Consider the following 26,337-nt stretch of genomic DNA (forward strand, 5'->3'; position numbering starts at 1 on the left):
TTGTGATTGTTTAAATAAACAGATAAGGATGTGAGGCAGATGAAGATTTTGATTGTAGAAGATGAAAAAGATATGCAGCAGGCATTATGCTATGGTATGCGCAAAAGCGGTTATGCTGTAGATGCTGCCGATAACGGTCAAGATGCTGTCGAGCTTTGTGAATACAATGATTATGATTTAGTGATCCTTGATCTTAATCTACCCGGCATGGATGGTTTAAATGTACTTAAACATATTCGTGATAAGAATCTGCCAGCTAAAGTGCTGATTCTGTCCGCACGCTGTGATATCAGTGATAAGATTGAAGGATTAGATGGAGGGGCCAGCGATTATATGACCAAGCCCTTTCATTTTAAGGAACTAGAGGCTCGTGTACGTGTCCTGCTTCGGCGTACCTTTATTCAGAATGAGGCTGCCCTTTCACGGGGCGGTCTTTATCTGGATACAAATAAAAAGCAGGCCAGCTTTAAGGGTATGCCTATTGAACTATCGATGCGTGAGTTTTCAATTCTAGAATATTTAATGATGAATATGGGACGGCCAGTCAGTGCTGAGGAATTGCTTGAACATGTCTGTGACAGTGAAGCAGATCCTTTTTCCAATCAAATCAAGGTATACATCAGTACCATTCGGCGAAAGCTGGCAGCCTTCAGTGATGAGAATATTATTAAAAATATAAGAGGGGCTGGTTATGTAATTAATAAGGAGGATGCTGAATGCTGAAAAAATTATCACTGCGGGCTAGATTAACATTGTTATCCACACTGCTGACTACTAGTATGGCTGTTCTTCTGACATGTTTCTTTATGTTTAACGCAGACCGAATTTTTGTGAAGGATCTGCCAATCATTTTTACCGCTCCTGATTCAGATGTCGCATTAACATTTAAGGCAGCTGAACCTTCGGCTGCTCTTGTTGACTCTAAAACATTGGATCAAGAGTCAGAGACCGATCCTTCCTATAACAATATTGATATAGTGGTTACTTTAACACAAGCCACACGCCAATTTAACTTATGGGGAATCGCCGGCTTATGTTTAATCACTCTGCTTGGCGGTGCGGCAGCCTGGCTGATGGCTGGCAAGGCATTGAAGCCTGTCAGAGAGTTATCTTCAGCGATTGAAAAGGTCAGTAACAATGATTTATCGCTGCATGTAGAAACTACTGAGCGCGAGGATGAGATAAGTCAGTTAGGCAAATCATTTAATACAATGATGGATAAAGTCAATAGTTCCTTTGAACGGCAGAAAAGATTCAGCGCAAACGCGGCTCATGAGTTAAAAACACCGCTGGCAACGATACAGGTTGGTCTTGATGTCTTAGAGCTTGATGAAAAGCCTACACAGGAACAAATGGAATGGGCATTAACAGTTACAAAAGCAAATACTGAGCGAATGATTGAATTAGTAGAAAATTTATTTACGTTATCTTCAGATAAAGAATGTGATATGAATGATATCATAGACATACAAGATGTTTTCACACGCATAGTTGATGAGCTTGCAGCACAAATCGACAGCCGGCATTTACAGGTTATAATGCAGATTTCTGATGATATAAAGCTTAAAGGAAATGCTGTGATGCTTTACCGCGCCTTGTTTAATCTTGTGGAAAACGCGATTAAGTATAATATTGAAAATGGCACTATTTTGATAACGGCTATCGAAGAGGAAGCTAAAATCAAGGTATCTGTCAGTGACAGCGGCATCGGTATTAATGAAGAAGATATGCAGCATATATTCGAACCATTTTATCGTGCAGATCAGTCCCGTTCACGGTTAATGGGCGGATCAGGGTTAGGTTTATCGTTGGTGAATGATATAATAAAAAAACATGATGCTGAAATTGATGTAGACAGCCAGCCAAATAGAGGCACTGTTTTTACTGTAATGTTTAAAAAATAAACAGATGATTAAGGGGAAGCTATATCATTTGTTCGGATAGCATATCCATCTTGAAATTTATTATAATATCATATTCTAACTTCAACTTAAGACAATCTGCCAGAAAATCGGTTATTTTTCAAAAGAAATCACTTTTAGTCTTGATAATTTAGTTAAAATAGGTTAAAATTATCAAGCAGATGCAGAAGTGGTGAAACGGCAGACACGCTGTCTTCAGGTGGCAGTGCACACACGTGCGTGAGGGTTCAAATCCCTTCTTCTGCACCATGATATTAATAAAACGCTGAAATATCGGCGTTTTTTTATTTTTAAATACTTAAAGCTCCTACAAAACTCCTACAATTATCTAGTATATTTTATATTTTGTTTTATAATTGCTATTAATCATTCGTTTTTTTGTTATAATGAGTATAACTTTGGAGGGTGGAAATATGAAAAAAATATCCGCATTAGTATTGGCATTGTTGATGTTGTTTACATCTGCACCTATAAAAGCTGAAGAAAGTGCAGGCTGGATTAAAGAAGATGGAATTTATTATTTTTATGAAAACGGTCAAAAGAAAACCGGATGGATCAAAGACAGTATGAATTGCTGGTATTATCTGGACTATAAAACCGGAGCAATGAAAACAGGTTGGGCAGCTGATGGAAACAAGTGGTATTGGTTGAATCCCTTCAACGGTATAATGCAAACTGGATGGCAAACAATCAACGAAAAAAAATATTTTTTTACCGATTCTGGTGATATGGTTGTAGGTAAAATTCGACTTTTAGATAATTTATATACATTTGCAAATGATGGTAGTTTAATAAAAACAGAAAAATATGATTTAATTTGCAATTTTGATACAGCTATCGATGAAGCATACAATTTAAATGGATACATTGATCAACTAACCACTTTCTTTCATGATGATTTAAAAGAGACAGCACGAAATATAAAGAAAGAAAAATATATCGAGTATGTATATGAACAAATTGATGATATGTATAATCAATTTGAAAGTTTGAGTTATGCAGATAGTACATGTTTCAAAGAGGAATATAATGATGATCGTCTATATGTCGTTGAAATTAAAACTTGGTTTGATGAATTTGTAGAAACTAAAAAGTTACCAAAATACTTCCCTGAATTTAACATTGATATATTAAACCAAATGCTCACAACAGTTGATTATTTTCTAGGCGATTTTAATACAAATAGTGAGAATACAGCAGAATTTATAAAGAATCAAACAGAATGGTATCAAGAGGTATATGCTGATTACAAAAAGTTTGTTAAATAAAAAAATTAGGTGCAAGCCGTAAGAGCCTACACCTTTTTTCTATTCATAAGGATTCTTTTTAGAAGACGTTAACACTCTATACATATAGGCTTTCTGTATTCTTGATAAACCGGAATCATTCAGCATCTTCTGAATATCTTCTGAATTGTTACCCTTGATGTTGTTGTAATAGATGAAATCATCTACCTCAATGCCTACTTTATCAGCTTCCATTGCGCTAGTTACCCACTTGTCAGCTTTATACCCCGGTGTAAGTTCCAGTTTTGCTGATTGCTTCGCATATTCATATACATCATTGATCAGATTGGCTTTCAGTTCATCACTGGCTTTTTTATAATAGGCTGAATAAATGGTATCCTCTAATAATTCATGTGATGTCTGCCCTACTTCTTTTGAATACTGATCGTATTCAGCTGCGGTCAGGTTCTTAGTCTCACCGTTGACTGTGTAATACTTGCTTGGATAGGATGGCAGCGTGTTGTAGTCTGAATTGATTTTGTACAGACGTTCTAATTCTTTTTCAAGATCGGTTCGTTTATCTGTGGATATATAACCAGGGGATAATGTATTTTCAAAGATACGCTCCGGTAAGCTGTCTTTTTGTTCATTGCCCCATACATCTAGTTTAGGCTGTACTAATTGATTCGCAAATGGAATCTTTGTTAACGCTCGATTAATAGGTATTTGCAGTATTTGAGGGATTGGTGAGTTCTTATCTACATAATACGGATCACGTCGTGTACCGTCTGCAATGTTTGTGATTTGTCCAAGCAACGTTGGCACTCCTTGCGATAAGTAACTTGTTGACATATTAATCAGTATGTCAGTTAAAGGACTGTCACTATAGCCTGCGGTTTTAATCGTGGAACTAATTCCCTGCAACATCGACATGTCTATGATTGGTTCAGCGATCCTTGCTGCACTGTCAATGAAATTCGTAACAGAGAAACCTTTTTGATTCTGCATATCCTCAAATAAGGAAGCTCCCATAAAGATTGGCATTGATGAAGGAGCTGCCCAATCTACTGTATAAGATACATCACCAATTTTTATAGCATAATCCTGTGCGCCCATAGCCTGATCGAACTTGTCTTTTTTCTTATCATCATCGTCTCCTGTCGACGTCAATATGCCCATATACGAAAGCCATGAGCCTAATAAGAATAAACCTGTACCTGTTAAACCTGAAGCTATCTCGTCAATGGCCTGATTCGGTGTCATTTTGCCGTCTTGCACATTCGTAAGCATGTCATACACACCCTTAACAACTCCTGCAGGTGAATATTCCATTCCTCGTTGTAAGATGTTCATAGGGGTCTTTGTAAATGGCATAAAGCCTTCACCAATGACCTGAGACAGCTTATTCTTGTTTTTCATGTTGTTGATACACTGTGCGAAATAACTGTTATCTCGGTATGTAGCTTTCTGAGCTTCCTGAACGGCATAATTTCTAGCTTCATCCAGAACAGTTATTGAAGCGGTGTTAGGGTCAATTTGGTTTGCTTTCAGATATTGCGCTAAACTGTTTGCATAATGATATTTAGAAAACCACGCATCTTCTTTTTCAAGTGCAGTGAAATTGAAGTTTTTCAGCCATTCAAGCACATTACTTTTAAAGACGCGTTTTTGTCTTTCAATACCTATCTTATCCTGATACTTGCCATTCTCACCCATAACCGCATCTTTATACTGCTCATAATCGGACTTAGCCCATTGAACAAGCTGCTGATCCGCTTTGCTCAACAAAGATTTGCTCATTTTGAAATCATCAGTACCCAAAGTATTTTTATACGCATTTTCTAAACCATACCCAATAATATCTTTCATCTGCTTCATTGGCATGAACAAAGCATTTCCAACAATGTTTCTGACGTGAGTTCTAGGATTGCCAAGCATTGATAGATAACGCCAAGCATTCCATTTTTCCATCCAGTTAGCCGGCATCTGATCCGCTAAATCTTGCTTGATGTTATCTACTCGATTCAGCATTTCCTCATGGCTTGTAGAATTAAGCAGATCGTTAGCCATGCCCTCCTTGATTTTAACCGGTTGTGCTTTATTGCCATATTTCTTAGACAATTCTTGATTCAACTGATTTTCAATCGTTTGCAGTGAATATAACTGCCCGTCAGGTGTCATTTTCTTTAGCAAGCTGAAAGCCTGAACATTCTGACCGGCCTTAGTAGCTTGAACACTTAACTCAGAAGCGATCTTCATAGCCTCTGCAGTATTGCCGCTGTTAATCGCTTGATTATATAACTGCTGCCCTAGAGCAATAGAGTTTTTATCGGCAGGGGTGTGTCCATTTACAATATCGTTCCAGACAGCCTTAGACGCTTGATAACCGTAATTATTCAGCATATCTTCCGCATACTTTAAAGATTGTTTATCTGATATAACCTCATGGCTCATCTTTCCATTTGCAATCTCTGTTTTCAAATCATTCACAACATCATTCGGTGTAACTTCTGATTCCATTAAAGTTCTGGCATATAAGCTAGTTACATCTTTATCTGATGTCTGCTTAGGAACTGGATCAATACGTGCAGGGTCTACACCTGTTTTGATTGCGCCATAATCTTTCAGCATTTGATCATAGTCAGATAATGATTTTCCCATTGATGGTTTTTGATCTGAGTTTAACAATCCTGCTTTTTCTAATGCAATTTGCATATCTGTCTTGTAATTTCCGTTCATTTGATAGTTGACTTTTTGATCGCTTTTGCGTACACTATGTATGAAGCCATCAAGTTTTTTTACCCGGTTGGGCAATTGGAGCCCTTGCGCGTTAAAAAGTTGTTGGCTTTTTTTATTATCTAAGTATAATATGTCATCTCCTGTTATTTTTTCAAGGAAACCTTTCGAATCATCTTTTGCATAAAATGTGTCCAATACATTGGCATCTATTTGTATATTATTATACATACCACTTGTATCAACATCAATTGGAGCGATCATATTATGCCCATTCTTATCTTTTATTTCAGTAATGAAAATTGCATTATTTAATAATTTTGATGAACTTTGAATTATCATAATAGGTTTTTGTAATGCTTCCGGAATTTGCTTAATTAATTCTCCATAGCCATGATAATTGATACCTTTTTTATTCCCATCAGAAAAATAAGTAGATTCAATATGGTATGGTGTCATTAAAACTGGATAATCATTTCCTAACACTTTTTGCATAATTGCGTTTGAATTTGTAACAAATAACATATTTGTTTTATCAAAAGTTCCATTCAGCACATCATCCACTTGTTCAGAAAATGGTTTATTGATTGAATAGGCAATCTTATTGCCGTTCGTATCGCTCACATATTTTTTAACAGTTTCATCCATTGCTTTAGTATACATTTTTTCCATTTTCATCAAGGCACGCTGTTCATTACTAGAACGCACATATTTAATGCTGTCCTTGATCCATTCGTAGATACGTTTAAATAAATTAGGCTGTTCCTGATAAAGCTTTTTGATAGATGCTTCATCGGTGAACAGCTTTTCTTCTACATACTTAGCAGCAAACTCATGTCTTGCATCTTCATAGTTTAGCACAATGCCCCGATCAGCATAATCATTCTGAATGTTCTTGATTGCTCTTTCTACCCCTTGCTTTGATGATCTTGAATATTCATTCATCATCATTTGCTGTAATTCACTGTAAGAATCAGAAGTTTCAATGTGATGCGTTAATTCATGTTTCATGGTTGTTAAGACAGGCTTATCGCTATTCACATTAATATAAATTCTGCCATCTTGATAGTAACCATCATAACCTGTACCTTGAACAATAGATACCATTGTATTAGCTTTCTTAGCAATCTGCTGCAACGTGTTATAGGTATCTTGTCCGACAAGCTGAGCTGCATAATCCGGAGCTAATGGAATGGTTTTGTACATAGGCTTCTTGGCTGTCGGTAATGGCTGCGGTTTGTGTGTGTCAATCTGCTCATTTGATAAATTTTCCTGATTCAATTGAGGCTTTATAGTATCTATCTGAGAATTCTGATTTATATCGTTATTTACTAACTGCTGACCTAAAGGCAATGTTACAGCTTGTTTTGAATCTTCAAAAGATACATTATTGCTACCTTTTGCATAGCCAACTAAATTCGCTCCACCGCCCATTAATCCACCACTTAAAGCACCGCCAGCAGCACTTTCTAATAAACCTCTTATATTAAATTCAGCTTCTGGATCAGCAGCAGCATAATCTGCTAAAGCATTTAAAGTATAGGAAACAGCCTCTTCTGATGCTTCTGTTCCAGCTTGCTGCAAGGTTGTTTTAATTGCTTGTCTTAAAGTCTCAGGTGCTTTCTTTGCAATATCTAAAAGACTTTCAATTGAAACCTTTTCTGTAAATGCTTCTATACCTCCTGATAACAGACCTCTACCCAATGCTTCACCGGCAGATACTCTTTGCTCGTTTAATTCACCCATTCTATCACTGGCCGCATTTGCGCTCATCATACCAAGAGATAAAGCAGGATTTACAGTAGCAAATGGTAATGTTAATGCATTCTGTCCAATGCTCATCAATGTTGAACCTAGAAAACGACCAGTTGCATCTAAGCCTTGTAAAGCATATTCTTTATCTTTATTTGCATCTCTATACATTTCCATGCCTAAAGAATCACTAGATACAGGCGTGGTATCCCTCTGCAAATTCATAAAATCCTCTTTTTCTTTCATTGCATTCATTAACACCTGCAATTCAGGAGAATATTCGGTAACAGTTATTTTTCTAACACCTCTTGGATCAGTAGGATCAGGTTTAGTAATTATTCTCACGCTATCCGGATGCTGTTTTTTATATGTTTCAATTTGATTATACAGATTTTGGTATTCTTTATAAGCATCAGTATAAAAGTGATTTTGACTGTCTTTGTTTCTGTTTTCGAGTGTCTGAGCTGCAGTATCAACAAACATTGGTATAGTGGCCGACATACTCTTTACTACACCGGTAGCACCCGAGCCTATTCGTTGCAGAGTAGATGGATCAGGTAATGGCTGCGGCTGTGTTATTGTTGGAGCTTGCCCCAAATAAGCCGGCTGTAACCCTTGCTGTATCATTGCTTGATTCGCTTTAACTTGCACGTTATTTGGCATCAGGATAGCATTCGATAATTGATTGTTAGTAGGACCAGGAAGAGATACTTGCTGTCTTATAGGCAATAAAGGAGTACTCGATTGAGTACCCCCTTGATTTGTTTCTGCTGGTTTATTGCTGTTTTCATACGCTGCCCGATACCGTTCTAGCCTTGCAGGTAAATTCTCTGTATTTGCGTTTCTTACTAAATCAACATAATATGATAACGGTTTAGACATAAGTCACACCTCCTAATAGCCTAACTGCCTTAATACTTGTGCTATATCAATATCCGTATACTGAGGATTACTTTGAGCAACAGCTTTAAGGTAATCTGTAATCAATTTAGCTTCAGTCCCTTTATCTGCTGCTTTGAATGTGTTGTATCTTTGCCCCTCTTTGATTTTATCAATTAATTGGCTGACATTATCGCTGTTATACGGTAAGGTTAAATCATGACCATAGTAATTACTGTATGCATCCATCATGTCTTGTGATGGTAAATAACCATTCTTTAAATTTTCTTGAATGATTTTATCAACTTCACTGATCTTCATACTGGAACCACTTGATTTTGTGGAACCACTACCACCGCCAGAATAAGATCTTGCCGCAGCTGCCTGCAATGCCTGCTGGGCTGCTAATGCATCTTGCTGCTTCTGATAATCGAACTGCTGCTGCCATTGACTGTTAGCTGTGTTAAATTGATTTTGAGCAAACTGATTCTGCCACTGCTGCTGAGCCATTGCATCTTGATACTGTTTCATCTGCCATTCTTCTTGACGCTGCTGCTCTAAGGCATTTAAAACCTGTTGCTGATAGGCAGCTTCGATCGCTGATAAATTTGCATTACCGCCTGACTGTACTGCCTGTATCTGATTGTCCAGTCCTCTTAATGCATCATCACGAGCCTGCAAGGTTTGATTGAGTGAGTTGCCATAGTTATTTTCGTTTGAGATTTTAGCTGATTCGCTGACACCTGTTCCTGATAATCCGTTAGCTGCCAGTTTCTCGTTCAATCCTTTCTCGGCTAACATCTTATTGATATAAGCCTGCTGGGCTGTCATTTCAGCTTGTTGATTGTATTCCGGACGTAAGTTATTGATCTGGCCTATCTGTGCTTGCTGGCGTTCCAGTTCTGCACGGCGTTGAGCTGCATAAGCTTCCTCAATAGCTGATCGACGTTCTGCTTCACGACGAGCTGCTTCTCGCTCTGCTTCCATCATGCTACCGAAATACCCCATAGCGTTTTCTGCATATTGCTTTTTAGCATCAGCATCAACTAAACTGTCAGTACCTACCCATTTACCGGCGCTAGAATCCCATGTTGATCCATATTTATAAGAACCGTCAGGATTTTTAACATCTGTTGTAGAGTTTCCGTACTGATCGGTGTATTTCCAATTTTTATCATCGATAGCTGTCCAATAACCTTTACCACTTCCGCCTGAGCTATATTTGTCATAATCAGCTTTGGCTTGATTGTAGTATTCTTCATATGATGATTTTTTTCTAGCCATGTTATACCTCCTTCAGATAACCGCTGTTATCTGCCTTTAAGTGCAGCTCTGCATTCTTCAGCATCTTCCCGCTTTCCTGAAGCCATACGAACTTATCCTGAAACTGAAACAATGAGCTGCGGATCATGAAGCCATCTTTATCAAATGCATACCACGCACCGTATTCAGCATCCCATGTCATGTCATTTTTGATTAAACGGCCGTCTTTGCGATACTGCCATTTAGCATTGCCACAGCTTACCCAGCAAGTCAGCTTGTCTGTGGTCTTTTTCCATTGATAGTTAGCACCGTTGATAATTTTACAGTTGTCAATATAAAATGCTGATGCAGGATGGACAGAGTTTGGTAACATATAAACTTTATAAACATTGAACTCATAAGGTTTAGTGTATTTTCCTTTAGCCACCTCAATGTGGCAATGGTTGCCGGTTGCTTTTCCAGCCACTCCCTCTTGATAAAAGACTTCGCCTTGATTAATTACTTGACCAACCTTTAAATCTGATATGTCATTGTCATGTATAAACATCATTGTTGCATAATTAATGCTACCGTCTGCAAACTGGACTTTATCAGTAGATTGTGCAAATACAGCATGACCGTTTGTGCTGCTATCCTTATATTTTATAATCATAGTACAAGGTGCATAGACATCATCAATACCTGTGTCTTTGCCGGCGTTATCTATCGCATAAGTGCCTTGATGAGATAACTGGCCGTTTACGCCTTGAGTGATATTTATGCATTTCATCGGAAACTGTAACTTTTCCATACGTTAATGCTCCAATGGCAGTTTTCTTACTTCTGCGTCCATACCTAAGATCATCCCATTACCACCAAGTTCACGATAAGCCTTATACATCTTTTCCCAGTTTTCTAGCGCATATGGAGGTATCATGCCTTTATCAGTGTATTTATCATGATAGAACATCAATTTATCCCTTAACAGACAAAGAGTACCCGCACTGTTGGCATCTCTTGTTTTCTTCTGTTCTTTTAATAGCCACACGATGTATCCCATAAGGATTGGTAAAACTATCGTGTAAGTTGTCATTAAAAATTCTTTCATTCTCTATTTCCCTTCTACATACGCCTTGATGTTTTCATTTACTTTTAATTGTTCTTTCATCCAAACAAGCGCATCATCAACCCAAATACTGAACTTATCGAATGCGATAAACGATAACCACGGGAATTTTGCAATAGCCATATCATAGACTTTACGCAACTTCGCTTGCCCTGTCCCACCTTGCAATTCCCTCTCAGCTTCCATAACAGCCCATCTGAGCCACTCTTTGATGTTTGCCACCTGTTCGTTAGTCGGCTTGTTCATGAACACTCTACACCCATAAACAACGCCTACACAGCACACGACACCAGCTACTACTAAATACCAATTTTCAATTAACCATTTCATTTGATTTCCTCCTAAAGTTCTATTTCTTCAATTTCTGCTCTTACTTCTAAACAGTACAAGTATCTTCCCATATGTGATTTCTGTTCCTTCAAAAGTTCAAGAGTACATGAAGGTGTAAATTTTAGCTTTTCAGCTTCATATTTGACTACCATTTTATGTAATTTTTCATATCTGATTTTAAGCTGATAATACTCAGCTCTAAACCTATCCTTATAATCTTTGCTATTCATCAATTTAATCGTTTCATTCAATTCCATCTTTCTTTTCCTCCTTTATTTTTGTGATTTTTATCCAAGCATTAGCCATACCTTCTACCGAAAAATACGCAAATACACATGTATGCAGTGTACTATCTATTGGTGTGCCAACGTGCCAAGACAAAATAAAACAGCCCACAATGTAGACTGTTATAAATACCATTGAAATAATCATAATCTTTTTAGAAAAGCGGATTGGATCACGCTTCTTTTTCTTTTTTACTATTTCATAACCGAACATCTGCTTACTCCATTTGTTTCATTAGTATATTATACTGACTTTCACTGATGCGATTAAACAGCAAGAAAATATCAAGTTTGTGTTTAAGTGTGTCCTTCATTAAATCATCAAATACACCATCTCTTTTTTTACTGTTGATATGCTTTTCGAGCATTTCATAAGTTGTCATTGCAAAACTCCTTTCTTTAAATTTCTAATTCTTTTAAGCAAGCAAGATATTCAACGTTTAACGCCTGTTCGATTTGTATGTCTAATATCCGTTCTATTAATTCCCTGTCGGTCAATACTGGCACAGGTTCAGGCTCAGGCATCGGCATAATCTTTCTGTCTGCAAAGTGCTTTTGCGCCTGTTCCAGCTGCCAGCAATCTTCAAGACGTTTCTTTTCTTCATCGGCTTTCACTTCCACCTCCGAAAAATACAAAAGTGTACTGTTGCAGTACACTTCGTATATATTTTCTTTTTTTATTACCTCTACATCAAATACCGGCGCTGTCAATCCAGCAAGATATTCTTGCAATTCAGCCTCTATTACATCATAGCCATCTAATCTATTTAGCATATTATACACCCCCTACCTTACCAAAATTTTAAATGGCTGCTCGTTGATGTATGGATACCCATCTAAAGGATATGTTGACGGCTTAATGACCCTATCGTTTTCAATCGCCATGTATAAATAACATTCTTCGGGCGCCTCGTAATAACCTTCTCCATCTGGTTCGACATTTATGATGCTAAGATTTGACGGCCGCACGAAGCGCACTTGCATTGGTGATGGTATCTCGGAAAAAGGTTTAACCTGTACCCCTTTTTTTACAACCACCACAAAGTCTATCATCATTGCACCAACAGCCCTCAGCTTTGTATCGGTTGTATCCATCGAAAACGCCTTGATTGATTTACGATTTAAGTCATATACAAGCGCTCGCCGAATATCAATACCGGTTGTATTAGCTCCTGAAGGCACCTGTCTAAATGATCCATCAGCACTTAACCATTTGTAAGAAAGTCCATATCTGCCGCTGCTGTAAGAGCCACTTATGTACACAGAAGACGGTGTCATATCCGGGATCCATGTACTAAACAATTTTTTATCTTTAGTATCAACGACAATATGTAATCGCAAGGTAATATGGGCGGAATTTTTATTATCCAAATACCAGTTGTTATTGTTTGAATTACCGCCACCTGTTGGTATTGTTATAGAGTTTGAAGTTGAATATAAAATCAAACCATTTGCAGATACAGGATTTCTTGCGCTTTTAATATTGCTTGTCGAACTACCGAATAAAGTGCTGAATGTGTTTAATTTTTTTAGATAAGTATATTCAGGATCGTCAGTAACATTTTTGTTTTCACCTGTTATGGTGTTATATAAGACCATGCGCGTCGTCTTTAATTCGGTGTCTGCGTGCTTACCAAAAATCATGATTTCATTATCACTATAAGGGAAACATCCGTAAACCCCGGACGATCTTTGCGCGTTACTTGAATTTTGGTCACCTACATTGAAACCCATGTCGCTTGTATTTACGCCTAATACTGTAACAGCTTTTGACTGAGCATCAAATTTAATAACACTTGTGTAGGTAGTGTTTGCGCTTGATGATGTACCCCCGTCTGTCCTGAATCCAAACATATACGCAGTATTACCAAGCGTACAAATCGACACATAATCAGTCATTTTTCTTGGCAGCGTAATCAGATTAAATACATATTTGTTTGCTTGAGTCTCATCAATCCTTATATTCAAGATCGACGAAAAATCACTAGCAATCAAATAAATATCATCCTCATACGTCATGTTTAAGGCAACGCAACTTCCTAATACCGATTTGTTTGAGTATTCAGTAAACATTTTCCTTTTTAATACGGTTTCCCATGTTTCAAGCTTATATATTTCGATGTAAATATATACATCGTCACTTGCTTGCTGTAAAAATACAAAATAATTTTTTGTATAGACACAAGTATATAAACCTGTGAAATATGGTTCAACAATATTCTCGTTTTCCAGATCTTTAAATGGACGCAGATTGCCAGCTTGTGCCAATAGATACCACGGGGATACAAAATCACTAATTAATGATGTACTATTATACCCCCCCCCCCGAGATTTTTATATTATTATTTATCATTTTGTGATATTGCCTCCTTGTCTTTTTCAGTGAGAATGTATTCCTTTTCTTCATCCGTTAAGGTGATCATCATTTGTATCTTTACTGAGGTGATTTCCCCCTTATCAAAACAACGTTTCAAACTTTCTACATAAGTTCTCATGATATTACTCCTTCCGCAATCAATTCCATTGTGTATTTGTCAATTGAGTAATCCACAATATCTTGATTCTGCTTGATTCTTGAGTCCCGAATATCTGCAACAATCTGTTCCTGTGTTAAACCATCCGGCAGCAACATCCAATATTCACCCTCTGCATAATATGTCATACCTTCTGCACTCGGCTGGATATATTGATTATTTTCTTCGTCATATCCCCAACCCACAAGAACTTCGTCATGGGCTTCTTTTAATAAAATATTAGAGGCATAGTAGTCTCTATATGCAACTTCTATACTCTCAATATCAGTTCGGATATTGACGACTTGATTGTAATTGATTTCTGCTATTCTCATTTATATTTCCTCCATTAAATGGGTAACAACTCATCCTTCTTTTGTTTTACCAAATATGAAATTAACACGACGCCTTTTGTTCCTTTAGTTGGTGAAGTATTTTCATATACTCCTCCGGTGCCTCCGCAAGCATAACCGTATGAGCCTCCATATCCACCGCCGCCTCCACCACAGCCTCCACTGTAAGAAACTTTCACGGCGTTAGTTCCTGGTGATCCATAGCCACCTCCGCCACCTCCGCCGCCTGAACAGCTACTAAATCCTCCAACTCCTGTATAACCTCCAATAGAACCAGTTCCTCCTTTAGCGATGCCTTTTATTAACATAGGGTTATTTAATAAAGTTATATTTATTCCATCACCACCCGGTTTCCCATCATAAGATGTACGATTAACCCTGATTCCTCCAGCACCTCCTATGCCTCCATAAGTAGCGGATCCTCCAGCTACTTCAGATATATCACCAGAGCTATCACTAGCACCGCCAGCACCGCCAGCACCGCCACCTGAACCGCCAGCGCCTCCTAAGCCTCCACTATAAGACCCTGCAGATTTTCCACCCCCGCCGCCTTGAGCAGATACATAGGATCCAAAAGATGTTGCTCCACCGTTGCCTCCATTAGTAAGATTAGTTGTTGAACCAGCATTCGATCCAATACTTCCTCCGCTTCCAATAGTTATATTTACCGAAGTTCCACCAGCTAAATCTATTTCTCCATAAGCCATGTGTCCGCCTCCGCCTCCACCGCCCCCATTCAAAGGACCATTTGTATATCTAAAATTTCCACAACCGCCACCACCACCTCCGCCAAACAATCTCACACAGACTTTTGACGCGATATTTTCCGGACAGATCCATGTCGTATTCTCACTTATAGTTTCTAACACATACAGTAAATTACTGGAGCCTCCAGCCTTTACTAATCGATTATCAATCATTCTACAACCTCCATATCTTTATCAAAATTGGTAAGTCTATTGTCGGCTTATCACCATTTGCAGTTAGCACAAAATAACCATCATGGCTGCCGTCTATATCAATGTCAGCTGCACTTAATACATCAGTCTCTGCCTCTGTCATATTTACACCGGGACGTATATCCCAATCAGATACAGCAGCAGTATAACGATTGTCTGTTACTGTATAAGTTGCTGGAGTTGAACTAGACCAATTAGCGGCTAATAAAGTTAATGCTTCGTTGATCGGATATTGTTTTAACTTTTCGACATCTGATCTTAGCTCAGTATCATCATAATTAGACAATCCTGCTAACTTATTTTTCTCAGCAGTCGTGTAATCGTTCTCTGACAATCCTTTGCCGCTGACCTTATCTACTTTACTGTTATCAACACTCTCAACTCTTGTTTGTAGCTGACCGATAGCAGTGTTAGCAGCAGTAATATCACTTTTAACTTGGGTATCATTATAATTAGACAATCCGGCAAGCTTTGATTTTTCTGCATTCGTATAATCATTAGTTGATAATGCCTTACCTGATACTTTATCTACTTTATTGGTTTGCAAGATTTTACCTTGTTCAGCAGATAGAACCTTTTCTACACCTCCTGATGTTAGATTATTGATAATATCTGATTTTACGACTACTTCAAGGCCGGCGATATTTTCAGCTCGTTTTGCTGCTTCCTCAGCGCGATCCGCTGATGATGCTGCCGAGGTTTGAGAGGTTAACGCTGCTGTCTCACTGGCTTTCGCTTTTGTCTCACTTGCTGAGGCATTTGTCGCGGATGTGGCAGCTGCATTCTTGCTCGCTAAGGCTGATGCTGCACTGTTCGCCGCTTCAACCGCTGATGTAGATGCGGCAGTTTGAGATGCTTCTGCTGACACTTTTGCTGTTGCTGCGGCTGTCTCACTGGCTTTTGCCTTTGTTTCGCTTGATAATGCCGCTGTCGCTGAATTAGCTGCTGCGGTTTTACTTGCTAACGCTGACTTTGCGCTTTCTGCAGCTTCGGTTGCTGATGTTTCGGCGCTTGCTGCTGATTCCTCGGCTGCAGTTTTATACAGTAAAGCATTAGCCTCACTCTGCGCTGCGTTATGCTCACTTGTTAAAGCAGCTGCCGCAGAACTTACTGCATCTTGTTTTGATGTAAGGGCTGATTCGGCGCTCCTTGCCGCTCTGGCTGCGGAAGCTGAAGCACTCTCAACATAACCTGTGATCGTCGTTAATAACTGAGGGTCCATCATTTCAGTTTTGATTGATCCTGGTCTTATATTAAACGTGTAACTTTTTGAGCTATTACCGACTGTCTCTATTACCTGTATCGTATCACTGGTAATAAAGTTATATGTATCTACAAAGGCTGATAAAGACACTCTTTGCTCAGTGCCATCAACCAGCGTTAATACAAAATCTGTACCGTCTAGCTTGGCATCAATTGCTACCTTTTCTATGGCCGTGTCCCAAGTCTCAACAGTGCCATCATACTTAGTAACAGTAAATACACCGGTCTGTCTATCAATATTGACTGTCTTAACTAAATCCTGTGCATTCGCATCATCAAATTTTAATAATAATCGACTGTCTGTTTGAGCAATCGTATAGCGATCATCGATCAAGACTTTAAGAGCTGTCAGCACACCGAATACGGTCTGCTGTGCGATACCCTCTACACTTACACCGATCTGATCAGCTCCTGTCAATGCAACAAGAGCGTCAATAAGACTGTTGATGCTCGTTTTAATCTCATTGGTACTGTTGCTGTCAAACCATGCTTTAAGCTCGGCAGCGGTGATTCTTGGCCTGTCTGCCAATGCGGAAACAGGCTTACTAAATGTGTTTATTTTATAATCATTGAGTGACATTAGCTGCCTCCTTTATATCTTGCATTCAAGATGATGTAATTCAACGCAAGCTGTAAAAAGCCGAAGCTTTCAGGTTGTTCATTCTTAAATAAGAACTGGATCATCATGAATTTTTTTGCTTTTCTATTTGTGGCCATAAGTCTTGGCCCATCATCTGTATTAAAAGTAAAACGTTCAAAATCTATATTGTTAAAGTCAAAAATGTCCGACTGTTGGCTTTTAACTAGCTTCTCCACCGACTTCACCCGATAATAAATATCAACTGAACTCTTTAAGTAAGGGTTCAGCATCAGGATAAACTGTTTGAGTGTCTTATAATGGATCAGCTCACCAAAAGTAAATAACGGCGTCGTCCAATAGGCTTTCGTTGGCTCGTCAAGGTCAAACATTAAATCATTAAATTTACACAGCTTACCATCTGTCCTGCCAAAATAAAAGCTTTCATCGTTTGCGAACCAACACCGGGCATCCCGGTTATCTAAGTAGTACCATTCATACTGATAACTTTCTGATACGGCGTTCTTTTCGTAGGTTTTCTGCCGGCTGTCCGCTACATATACATGACCGTTCATGCTGAGATAGTAAAAGCCGTTATGCTCAATAGCTGTTGCATCTTCCATGTTCGGCTCCTGCGTTAATCTGGCATTAATGTAATAGCTGCGATCCTGTGCAAATCGTGTGCCAGTGATCGAGTTAGTCACTACCGCATTGACACCTTGTCTTGATAAAAATAATGGATCGTCACGCAAATTAGCAAATGCGTATTTACTCACCGCACCGACACCAACAACACCCTGCTTAACGCTAAATACCGGATTATTGTTGTTGTCCAAGTAACCGCTGCGTAAATACACTGTCGGGTCCTGTTCGTTGTCCTCTTTATGGATTGACATATACTCACCGATCTTACGGTATCCCATGATTGCCGAGGATTGCCCAATGCGGGAGTAATTAAGATCACCAATATAAGATGGATCATCAACTGCACTGAACCAGTCAAAATTAGCCATATCAGGATTACCAGTCAAGAAAACACGGTTATCCGTACCGCCGACACCATAAATACCGTAAGTAGTACATTTATTGATCCTGTCTGTATATCCGCTTACTTGCTTACTAAACAAGACTTCCACGTTATCACGACCAAGTACAGGGCTTTCACCAGGTGCAGTCGTAAACTTGATTTGCCCCAGCGCTAAATCAACGGTATAATCCGTATCCACTGTTTTTACAACCCACTCACCCGACTTATCCAACACCTTAACTTCCAGCACCTCGGTAATCTCTGACGCATCAAGCTGAAATGTTGTTTCGTCTTTTTTCGCAAGGAAACTATTTTTTCTCTTTGGCTGCAATAGATTGACGTTCTCAAAGCTTGTCCCTCCGGAAGCTGCCCCCCTAGCAATAGAGGTAGTCGGCACATAAGCAATCTCCGTGACATCTTTAACAGCGTAAGTATCATCAAATTTTCCGTATACTTTAAACGATGCACCGTCAAGCAGCCATAATTTCTCCGACATCTGAAATCCCATTGATCTTTGATCTGCCATGTTATCACTAAGCAATGTCGGCTCTGTAAAGCCCTCATACAGCTTCGTGCCAGCATGGATAAGCAAATGCTCCTGACCGTCATACAAGCGATAGATACCGTTGATTCTTGAACCAAAATCATAGACTAACTCGTAGCCTTGTGTTTTAATAGGAAACCCTGCCTGATTACTAATCATGTTGACGGCATCGGGACTGCGACCATTTGCTACTTGAGTAGGGTTATTGCTAAAATCAACGCCCTTGAATTGCTCAATATTGACGGTGTACAGCTTAGGACTTGCCGGTACTTTAAACTGCGCCATGACGCACAAACCTCGCTTTATTTGTTTGTTGTTTAGGCACTAGACTTTCAAGCCCTGTCTCAAACTGATTTCGATACATGGTAGCCAGTGAGTTATCATCATCTTTATACAGCTCACTGGCAATATAGAGTGGTATTAATACAGCAGCATCTATATCAAGTGGTATCTCTGTATCATCGGGACTATCCGGCTTTAAAAGTGCTGGATAAGCGTAATACAAGACAGACAGCATTCCTTCTTGGGGTTCTAGCACCATTGTGTGACCGTAAAGTTCAAAACGGCTGAACGGTTCTTCGTTTAGCCTTACACCCGCAGTATTGACATTGAATAAGTCAGTGCAGAAATCAAGCAAATTGATATACATTTTATCCGCAGATATAATGCGCTCATCACTTAGATCAATCGTTTTCTGTCGCATGATCGTCTTACCGATAGTCGCAAGCCGAATCATTGCCTCGTTGGCAGCTCCCCACATCTTATTGAGATATTCTAGTGTGGTTTCATCTTCTACTATGCTGTTGCCTGTGATTAAAAACATCTTCTGCAAACTTAGTAATTTGATAGTTTTCCAGTCCATGTCTACCCTCCTTTTACAAAAAGAAGGGGCTTGTAAGCCCCCTATGGTAATTGAATCACTTGAACGGTTGCACCAGTTCCTTCAATAACGATCTTCCCTTTGTTTTCTCCGGTGTGGAATAAGTATTTACCCGATTCCACGACAACGGCTTTCTGCTTTCCAGTAACAAATGGCACTGCTAGATCACTGGTAGCTTGGATACCATCACCGGCTTTGATGGTTGCAGCTGCACCACCGATCAGTAACAGGATCAATTCATCAGAGCTGCCTGTATAATCAACCACTGCACCCTCTGCCGTTAAAGTTACGGCTGCACCGACTTCTTTTGGTTCATTAAATTTTAATTTTGTGTTTACTACTTCTGTCTTTGCCATTTTTTATATCCTCCTATTTATGTACCTTAATTGCATATAATTCTTTTGGACGTACTGATTTGGCGCCAAATGTGTTTAGACCTTTAATTGCATCACTGAATGATTTTTCAGGACGGTATGCTTCTGTCTGGTCGATGCCCGAAGCAAATGCAATACCTTTCTTGGTACGTATCATTGCGTATGTGTCTGTGCCATCATTGTATAGATTGTTTGAATACTTAACAACGCAGTTGTCGTACATACCGACAATACCTTTTTTAATCAGCTCGTCATTGTTGGTTTTAAGCTCTACCAAATTGTCCTTAAATAACTGATACATGAAATAAGGAATTTCAATGAAAACCTTATCCTCAATCTCCACATTATTCTCTCTCAGATACAGTAAACCGGCATCAATCAACGCTTTCGCGTCTTTCGGTGTTGTCAATTTAGTAGAAGCTGACATGCCTCCAGCCTGTAAAGCGATTGAAGCTGCATGACGGTCACGAACACGTGCCATCTTATCGGTAACTTCATCCAAATACATTTCCATTAATCCTTCACGTGTCTGTGCCTTGTCAATATCGTCAATCTTGAAGTTGAAGTATTTGGCCTGGTCGATTTCCATATAAACGGAACTGTCAGCCAGTGTCTCAGGATCAGGCAGCAGACCGTTGTAATCACCAATCGTCACTTCACCCAAACCAATGATTTTAACCTTTTCCCCTTTCTTACACTCGCCTTCGAATGCTGTCCAGCAGTCATTCACGATTTTGCATTTTGCTTCTAATGCTACCTGAATTTCCTTTGCCCAGAATGTAGGCTTAAAATTTGCATAACTCATTGTTTTATTCCTCCTATTTCCATTTAGTCATTGACTTTCTTACCTTCGCTCTGATTTTTGGATCATTCATTTCTTCGTCGGTTAAACGATCCACTTCATCAGGCGTATAATAATCTTTCTCTTTGTTACCCGCACCAATCGCGCCTATATCTTTAGGTTTTGGCTTGGTGTTGGCTTGCTCTTTTGCCTTTACTGCAAAGTAAGCAGTCTGTGCATCAACTCCGCTGTTTACCAAACTCGCAAACTCAGGGCCAAGATCATCCAGTTTTTTCACTGTTTTATCAATCTTGCGGATCGCTGCCAAGTCTCTTTCCATTGCGGATTTAACTTGAAACTCGATCAGCTGGTTTTTGTATAGATCTCTTTCCGCAGCCGCCTGCTGGGCTTGAAGCATTGATTGTTCTCGCTGTAAACGCTCTGAACGTACCTGTTCTAACGGTTTACCGGTTGCGGCAGCCTCGATCTGATCAGCAACCTCATCCGGATTACCTTGATAGCCGAATTTGCTGGCAGCTTGTGCCATGCGCTCCGCTTGCTTGCGGTAGATTTCTGCTTCACGTCTTGCTTGTTCTTGCTCTCTGCGCATACGTGCAAAGGCTGCATTTTCTTCCGGTGTCTGTTGAGGTTTGGCGACTTCCTCCGTTTCCGCCTGTTCTACTACCGGTTCCGTCTGTGTCTCTTCGACTTGTGTTTCAGGTTCAGCGACCTCCTGCATTTCTACGCTTGTTTCTAATTCTTCCATGCTTCCTCCTTGATTTTTACGCTATTCAATGCGATATAAAAAGCGCCTTAGCGCTTAATTACTGATTGTTACCGGCTGCTCATTGCTGATGATCTGCACCTTGTCATAATCCGCACACTGTGGATTGATGCACTTGACATGATGATCAACAAATAATTTACCGTTGCGGATCACGTTTTCTGCTTTAATGATCCTCATTTCACATTGGCATTTGCTGCATGACATTTTGCCGTCCTCCTTGATCTTGATAACCTAATTGCTGAGCTACTTGATTGACGTACTCATTTAACTGCTGGTTCTGTGCCTGCAGTTGTTGATTCTGCATCATCAGCTCATTATCTTGCTGCTGTTTTCGCTTTTCGATAACAGCCAGCATCTTATTTTTTGGCACTGATGAGCTATCATCAAGAGCATTGATGTATTCTTCAAAACTCAGTTGCTGGTTCATAAATAAGTTTTCTAAGGATTTTTCTTGCGCGTACCTACTGTATGGATTTGCCTGTGATACATCTACTCGTACATTGACCTGCAGTTGTTGCAATGTTTCTGCATCTATTACCGCCTGCTGCTCCTGACCGTTTTCATCAGTGATCGTCACTTGCATACCTTCTACATTGTAGGCAACCCACATGCTGTACCAGATGTTAGCTATATCCTCAATGCACTGTTTGTAGTTGCTGATGGATTCATTCAGCGGTATAGCCGCTTGGTCACGTACTGCAATAATGGCATTACCCGATGCCTGTTCCGGGTTGATCTGCCCGAGTGCTGCATCACCAGCACCGGCAAGGTCTTTGGTTGTTTGTAGCATCTCATCGCCCAACACCTTCGCATCGTTGCTGATGCCGTTAGGCTGTAAGTATGAGATCATGTCTTTTACGGCTGACACGCTTCCATGTACTTCTAAGGCAGTTCCTGCTTCACCAATCATTTCAGGGTTATCAATACGCTCAGTATCATAAACAACTTGAGGAAAAGCAGCAGTTTTTACAGCACTTGATCGTCTGTATAACGTCTTGTTAACCTCGATCTGATTAGGGATCAATGGTCTTACCTCGCCGTTACCTCTTGCGGAGTTATGCAGCTGCTCAACGATAAAACTTGCCACCGGATAATAGCTTAAACCGGCAATCGCTGTATCCGGCTCATACACAACATTTTTAGTAGCTCGGCAAAAATGTACAACGCCATTTTCTTTCCATAACTTTAAAACTGATGTACACTTGCCGTTCTCGTCCTTGACTTCGATTGGTTTGTTCGTTTGATGCTCTTGTTCATCACTGGTGATCTCATCAGGATCAATTCCGTTAGTTTCAGCAATCTTTTTCACATCTTCAACTCTTAATCGCTCGCTGATCAAGATATACGGTTGCTTTTGTATATCTGCCAGCTGTTCATCTCCCAAATAGATATTGGTGTTGTCAATGATTTGTGCCTTGTTGCCACCATCATAAAAATAAATGTAACTATCCCCGGCAATATTGCCTGCTTTAACAAGATTCCATGCCAATGTAGCCATTTTCAGTTTTTCCCATTGCTTTTCAGCATATCTATTGAGTGTCTCACATGCCTGCTGAAAAACCTCATCGGATTCTAGCGGAGTATAAACAATAGCCATTTCATTCATAGCGATTGAGGCTGTTTTATATTTCACTATGGGCTTGATAAAGTTGTAAAAGGGCAATGTCTCACCGCCTGCCTCTACGCCTACCCATTGCCTATCCTCATAAAAGTCATAAGCTTGTGTGGTCTTGGAGTATAAAGCCATCTTGTTATGATGATCTACACCTTTTTGATATAGCTCCCATATTTTCTGTGCTAACTCATCATTCATTTGACTTTCACCTGCCCCTCTGCTGTCCCTTTATAATTTTCTATATTCTGAGCAATCAACTTAGCACGCTGCTGCTCTTTCGTCTCTCGTTTCAACTTAGGCGGTTTAAACAAGGGTTCAAGTGCTGTCTTGACCTCGCTCTTGTTAAGTGCTAAACCATCTCTTAGCCCTTTACGGTACGCAAATAAAAAGGCAGCTCCTACAGCTACCGTTGTTAGTATAGTTAAGATTTCCATGTTTATATCGCACGTGATTTCGTGCCTTGCCCTCCCGGTTTCTTCTTAGATTTTTCAAAGTCAAAATTAAATTTTGGTGGTTGTTGAATCGTTCTTGTTGGTGATGTATGGCTAACACAAAAGCCTCTCAATGCATCAGGTGCGTGTGTCAGTTCATGTGGATCATTTGCTACATCATCATAATTCTTAGTATCACGCAGCACTGCCGGCAACGTTCGAATCAGATTCACACAGCTTGGAAATATCTTTAAAGCACTTGTTAATGTCTCTGTTTCGTCTTTATAAGGCTTGATCCACTCTTTCACTGCCAGCCATCCATTCACACGCTTGTTAGATGTTTTAGATAGCGCAATACCATGCTCACTGAATATGTCAGCAACGCTTTTTCCGCTCTCCTGACGTCGATTGAACAAGTCGGGCGGCGCTAAGTAACTATATATCTTATCTTCACCATTGCATGCTTTTATGCGTTCTGCCGCCGCACTGATGATAAGATTACTCTCATACACCTCTTTATACACATAAGCGTGGTTTTGAGTATCCACAGCAATCCAATATCCCGCAAGCATATCTAAGCCATAGTCCATAGTAAAATAACGTTTCCAGTGTGACGGTATATCAAAAGGTCTGCATACATGAATGTCACGTCTGAACTCATCAAAATACTGTCCCTCGAAGATATCCCAGTTACCATACCGCAGCTTTTGTTTCTCTGATTCACTTAGGTTTTCTAAGCGTTCAAGATAACCCGGATCTGATTCCATGAGAAATTTATTCTCGGTGACTAAAGAAGGAATAAACTTCCGTGATCCTCCTTTGAAGTCATGAAGCTGCATAGGCGGTCCAATATCAATGAATCTTGCCTTGACCCATGTATGACCGATACCACCGGGGTTTGTAGAACTCTTGCAGAACTTAGGAAAGCTGTTAGCACCACGAATACGGCTTAATAAATAGGTGTACATGGTTTCGGTGAAGTGTGTCAGCTCATCAAAACGAATCACATCATATTCTGCGGATTGATACTTGTAAACATCATTCTCGTTGTCACAATAAGCAAAATCGATTAATGAACCATTTTTAAATGTCCACACATGATTCCCTGAATTGTACTTAGCAACCTCGGCAGGATACATACCTAACGATACACGGATCAGTGACTTTTCAAGCTCCGGGAAAGTCCGCCTTAACACTAACTGCTTACTTGTCGGATATTTCAGCGCATATAAAAAGGCATCAATTAATTGTCCGTAGGATTTACCGCCGCCTGCCGCACCTCCGTACAATGTCTCAAATGCCTGTGATTCTATAAATAATTGCTGCTTCTTGGTGATCTCTATATTCATTACTCAACCACCTTGATTGTTACATTGAAGTCCATGTTGCCGCTGTTCTGTATTTCCTGCTTATCCCGCCAACGTTCTGGCTGCCTATTCTTCAGCCAAAATATCTGTGCCGTTGTATCTGGCACTACTTCCTTTTCAACTGTTTTAATAACCTTGCCATCCTCTTTGGTTGTTTCGGTATATGAGTATCCTATTGCACGCTTATACAATGCGTTCTCAACAGCTATGTCAGCAATTTCCTTGTTGTTTTTTAAGACCTCCGAAATCTCCGAATAACGTTTCTTCCATTCATAGAGAGTTGACACAGCAATACCCATGTTGTGGGCTATCTGCTCATCAGTTAATCCTGATCGTGCCCATCCTGCAAGCAGCTGCAAGCCATCATCAGTTAACCAGTAATCGTATTTTGCCATGTCATTCACCTCCTGTTGATTAAAATAAAAGCACCTATGATTACCATAGATGCCTTTTGCCTGAATTAGCAGGAACTTAATGGGTGGGGAATGTATCCCCGCTAATTCCACACTATCATTATAACACGTCCAAACCCGTCACACCGTGACACTTTCACAAAATTTTCTTATTTCTTGAACAAATCTGGCAAATTGCCCTTTCAGCTTGCTTTCTGACTGCCTCTTCGCTCAGTTTCAAACTAAATCCAACCTCTCTAGGATTTCGGCATCTGTTTTTCATCACGTATTCCTTAATCACGTTATAGTAAGGCTTTGTGAGTACACTTACCCAGCGATCAATAGCTCTCATACGCTTTTCAAACGGTTCTTGAAGCTCCTGCAACTCGAAGTCCTTATCCATCATCCGCTGCTGCGGACTTTTGCCGTCTGATGCACCATCAGGCATCTGTATAACACTGCCACCAGAAGAACATTTGAGTGATTGACGCTTGCTTTCTAACACATGCCATTTATGCAGATAAAGATAGTAATTCATCAGCTCGCCTCTGACATATCTTCTTAAGTCGTCCTCTTCATCAATCAAGAGATCCTTTTCTGATTTCCAATTCATTTAAGCCTCGCTCTCTCTATGTATTTACACATCTTGTTAAAATCGCCTTTACTCATGTATGTAACCACATCATCATCTGTCAGCTGCTTGCTTTGTGGCTTTTGATAAAACGGGCAAAAGTATGTGACTAAGTAACTTATAGGTTTACTTCTTCTTAATACTCTCTCAACCTTGTATCCGTTGATATAGTCGCCTTCTTTGATTCTCATTCTTTTACCACCATCTTTACTTTTTCAAAATCTTCAGCAGATACATAGCTTGTAACCAAATGTTCAGGCAGCCATCTGCTCTGTGGCTTTTTTGCACCCCAATCAAAATAAGCAACCAAATAATGTGGTTCACTGTCGATTTCTTTTATATCTTC

Annotated in this window: 29 protein-coding genes and 1 tRNA gene; 4 read left to right on the forward strand and 26 right to left on the reverse strand. The window is 39.6% G+C overall.

The window, feature by feature from the left end:
* Nucleotides 1-39: 39 nt before the first annotated feature.
* The 4 genes from DAHG_RS15690 to DAHG_RS15705 all read left to right on the forward strand — a co-directional run bounded on the left by DAHG_RS15690 (nucleotide 40) and on the right by DAHG_RS15705 (nucleotide 3,190).
* On the forward strand, nucleotides 40-723 hold the full coding sequence (locus DAHG_RS15690) for a response regulator transcription factor (RefSeq protein WP_022939300.1): 684 nt from the start codon (nucleotides 40-42) through the stop codon (nucleotides 721-723).
* Complete coding sequence (locus DAHG_RS15695) at nucleotides 717-1,904, forward strand: HAMP domain-containing sensor histidine kinase (protein WP_022939301.1); 1,188 nt, start codon at nucleotides 717-719, stop codon at nucleotides 1,902-1,904. The genes DAHG_RS15690 and DAHG_RS15695 overlap by 7 nt, the downstream gene beginning before the upstream one ends.
* A gap of 181 nt (nucleotides 1,905-2,085) precedes the next feature.
* Nucleotides 2,086-2,171, forward strand: a tRNA-Leu gene (locus DAHG_RS15700).
* Nucleotides 2,172-2,335: 164 nt separating this feature from the next.
* Nucleotides 2,336-3,190, forward strand: coding sequence for an N-acetylmuramoyl-L-alanine amidase family protein (locus DAHG_RS15705; protein WP_022939302.1), 855 nt, complete (start codon nucleotides 2,336-2,338; stop codon nucleotides 3,188-3,190).
* 39 nt (nucleotides 3,191-3,229) lie between these two features.
* On the opposite strand, the gene DAHG_RS15710 is transcribed toward DAHG_RS15705, so the two are convergent.
* The 26 genes from DAHG_RS15710 to DAHG_RS15835 all read right to left on the reverse strand — a co-directional run bounded on the left by DAHG_RS15710 (nucleotide 3,230) and on the right by DAHG_RS15835 (nucleotide 26,182).
* Nucleotides 3,230-8,518, reverse strand: a complete 5,289-nt coding sequence (locus DAHG_RS15710) for a MuF-C-terminal domain-containing protein (RefSeq protein ID WP_022939303.1) — start codon at nucleotides 8,516-8,518, stop codon at nucleotides 3,230-3,232.
* Between the two features lie 12 nt (nucleotides 8,519-8,530).
* The gene (locus DAHG_RS15715; protein ID WP_022939304.1) at nucleotides 8,531-9,799 is read right to left on the reverse strand and encodes a hypothetical protein; all 1,269 of its coding nucleotides are present in this window, start codon (nucleotides 9,797-9,799) and stop codon (nucleotides 8,531-8,533) included.
* 1 nt (nucleotide 9,800) lies between these two features.
* The gene (locus tag DAHG_RS15720; protein WP_022939305.1) at nucleotides 9,801-10,568 is read right to left on the reverse strand and encodes a M23 family metallopeptidase; all 768 of its coding nucleotides are present in this window, start codon (nucleotides 10,566-10,568) and stop codon (nucleotides 9,801-9,803) included.
* 3 nt (nucleotides 10,569-10,571) lie between these two features.
* Nucleotides 10,572-10,865: a hypothetical protein gene (locus DAHG_RS15725; RefSeq protein ID WP_022939306.1), complete on the reverse strand. Its 294-nt coding sequence runs from the start codon at nucleotides 10,863-10,865 to the stop codon at nucleotides 10,572-10,574.
* Between the two features lie 3 nt (nucleotides 10,866-10,868).
* Nucleotides 10,869-11,213: a hypothetical protein gene (locus DAHG_RS15730; protein ID WP_022939307.1), complete on the reverse strand. Its 345-nt coding sequence runs from the start codon at nucleotides 11,211-11,213 to the stop codon at nucleotides 10,869-10,871.
* A gap of 11 nt (nucleotides 11,214-11,224) precedes the next feature.
* Nucleotides 11,225-11,470 carry a crAss001_48 related protein gene (locus tag DAHG_RS15735; protein ID WP_022939308.1) on the reverse strand — a complete coding sequence of 82 codons (246 nt, stop codon included), beginning with the start codon at nucleotides 11,468-11,470 and terminating at the stop codon, nucleotides 11,225-11,227.
* Nucleotides 11,457-11,711, reverse strand: a complete 255-nt coding sequence (locus tag DAHG_RS15740) for a hypothetical protein (RefSeq protein WP_022939309.1) — start codon at nucleotides 11,709-11,711, stop codon at nucleotides 11,457-11,459. Before DAHG_RS15740 ends, DAHG_RS15735 begins: the two co-directional genes overlap by 14 nt.
* A gap of 4 nt (nucleotides 11,712-11,715) precedes the next feature.
* Nucleotides 11,716-11,880 carry a hypothetical protein gene (locus DAHG_RS21200; protein ID WP_022939310.1) on the reverse strand — a complete coding sequence of 55 codons (165 nt, stop codon included), beginning with the start codon at nucleotides 11,878-11,880 and terminating at the stop codon, nucleotides 11,716-11,718.
* 16 nt (nucleotides 11,881-11,896) lie between these two features.
* Complete coding sequence (locus tag DAHG_RS15750) at nucleotides 11,897-12,271, reverse strand: hypothetical protein (RefSeq protein ID WP_022939311.1); 375 nt, start codon at nucleotides 12,269-12,271, stop codon at nucleotides 11,897-11,899.
* A 12-nt stretch (nucleotides 12,272-12,283) separates the two neighbouring features.
* Nucleotides 12,284-13,765, reverse strand: coding sequence for a hypothetical protein (locus tag DAHG_RS15755; protein WP_022939312.1), 1,482 nt, complete (start codon nucleotides 13,763-13,765; stop codon nucleotides 12,284-12,286).
* 74 nt (nucleotides 13,766-13,839) lie between these two features.
* Nucleotides 13,840-13,992 (reverse strand): hypothetical protein, encoded by a 153-nt coding sequence (locus DAHG_RS21205; RefSeq protein ID WP_022939313.1) that lies wholly within the window; start codon nucleotides 13,990-13,992, stop codon nucleotides 13,840-13,842.
* A complete protein-coding gene (locus DAHG_RS15765) occupies nucleotides 13,989-14,345 on the reverse strand; it encodes a hypothetical protein (protein WP_022939314.1) in 357 nt (118 codons plus the stop codon). Before DAHG_RS15765 ends, DAHG_RS21205 begins: the two co-directional genes overlap by 4 nt.
* A gap of 14 nt (nucleotides 14,346-14,359) precedes the next feature.
* Nucleotides 14,360-15,283, reverse strand: a complete 924-nt coding sequence (locus tag DAHG_RS21755) for a hypothetical protein (protein WP_022939315.1) — start codon at nucleotides 15,281-15,283, stop codon at nucleotides 14,360-14,362.
* Between the two features lies 1 nt (nucleotide 15,284).
* Nucleotides 15,285-17,165: a hypothetical protein gene (locus tag DAHG_RS20695; protein WP_022939316.1), complete on the reverse strand. Its 1,881-nt coding sequence runs from the start codon at nucleotides 17,163-17,165 to the stop codon at nucleotides 15,285-15,287.
* Nucleotides 17,165-19,018: a hypothetical protein gene (locus DAHG_RS15780; protein ID WP_022939317.1), complete on the reverse strand. Its 1,854-nt coding sequence runs from the start codon at nucleotides 19,016-19,018 to the stop codon at nucleotides 17,165-17,167. The genes DAHG_RS20695 and DAHG_RS15780 overlap by 1 nt, the downstream gene beginning before the upstream one ends.
* A complete protein-coding gene (locus tag DAHG_RS15785; protein WP_022939318.1) occupies nucleotides 19,005-19,595 on the reverse strand; it encodes a hypothetical protein in 591 nt (196 codons plus the stop codon). The genes DAHG_RS15780 and DAHG_RS15785 overlap by 14 nt, the downstream gene beginning before the upstream one ends.
* Before the next feature lie 41 nt (nucleotides 19,596-19,636).
* Complete coding sequence (locus DAHG_RS15790) at nucleotides 19,637-19,969, reverse strand: hypothetical protein (RefSeq protein WP_022939319.1); 333 nt, start codon at nucleotides 19,967-19,969, stop codon at nucleotides 19,637-19,639.
* A 13-nt stretch (nucleotides 19,970-19,982) separates the two neighbouring features.
* Complete coding sequence (locus DAHG_RS15795) at nucleotides 19,983-20,792, reverse strand: hypothetical protein (RefSeq protein WP_022939320.1); 810 nt, start codon at nucleotides 20,790-20,792, stop codon at nucleotides 19,983-19,985.
* 13 nt (nucleotides 20,793-20,805) lie between these two features.
* Nucleotides 20,806-21,534, reverse strand: coding sequence for a hypothetical protein (locus DAHG_RS15800; RefSeq protein WP_022939321.1), 729 nt, complete (start codon nucleotides 21,532-21,534; stop codon nucleotides 20,806-20,808).
* A gap of 54 nt (nucleotides 21,535-21,588) precedes the next feature.
* Nucleotides 21,589-21,759 (reverse strand): hypothetical protein, encoded by a 171-nt coding sequence (locus DAHG_RS21215; RefSeq protein WP_022939322.1) that lies wholly within the window; start codon nucleotides 21,757-21,759, stop codon nucleotides 21,589-21,591.
* Nucleotides 21,734-23,368, reverse strand: a complete 1,635-nt coding sequence (locus tag DAHG_RS15810; RefSeq protein WP_022939323.1) for a portal protein — start codon at nucleotides 23,366-23,368, stop codon at nucleotides 21,734-21,736. Before DAHG_RS15810 ends, DAHG_RS21215 begins: the two co-directional genes overlap by 26 nt.
* Nucleotides 23,365-23,604, reverse strand: a complete 240-nt coding sequence (locus DAHG_RS15815) for a hypothetical protein (RefSeq protein ID WP_022939324.1) — start codon at nucleotides 23,602-23,604, stop codon at nucleotides 23,365-23,367. Before DAHG_RS15815 ends, DAHG_RS15810 begins: the two co-directional genes overlap by 4 nt.
* 2 nt (nucleotides 23,605-23,606) lie before the next feature.
* Nucleotides 23,607-24,950: a terminase large subunit domain-containing protein gene (locus tag DAHG_RS20700; RefSeq protein WP_022939325.1), complete on the reverse strand. Its 1,344-nt coding sequence runs from the start codon at nucleotides 24,948-24,950 to the stop codon at nucleotides 23,607-23,609.
* Complete coding sequence (locus DAHG_RS15825; protein WP_026881028.1) at nucleotides 24,950-25,363, reverse strand: helix-turn-helix domain-containing protein; 414 nt, start codon at nucleotides 25,361-25,363, stop codon at nucleotides 24,950-24,952. Before DAHG_RS15825 ends, DAHG_RS20700 begins: the two co-directional genes overlap by 1 nt.
* 154 nt (nucleotides 25,364-25,517) lie before the next feature.
* Nucleotides 25,518-25,973: a hypothetical protein gene (locus tag DAHG_RS15830; protein ID WP_022939326.1), complete on the reverse strand. Its 456-nt coding sequence runs from the start codon at nucleotides 25,971-25,973 to the stop codon at nucleotides 25,518-25,520.
* Nucleotides 25,970-26,182 carry a hypothetical protein gene (locus DAHG_RS15835; protein ID WP_022939327.1) on the reverse strand — a complete coding sequence of 71 codons (213 nt, stop codon included), beginning with the start codon at nucleotides 26,180-26,182 and terminating at the stop codon, nucleotides 25,970-25,972. Before DAHG_RS15835 ends, DAHG_RS15830 begins: the two co-directional genes overlap by 4 nt.
* Nucleotides 26,183-26,337: the final 155 nt, after the last annotated feature.

Origin of the sequence: Dielma fastidiosa, from assembly GCF_000313565.1 — a bacterium.
Classification (GTDB): Bacteria; Bacillota_I; Bacilli_A; order Erysipelotrichales; family Erysipelotrichaceae; genus Dielma; species Dielma fastidiosa.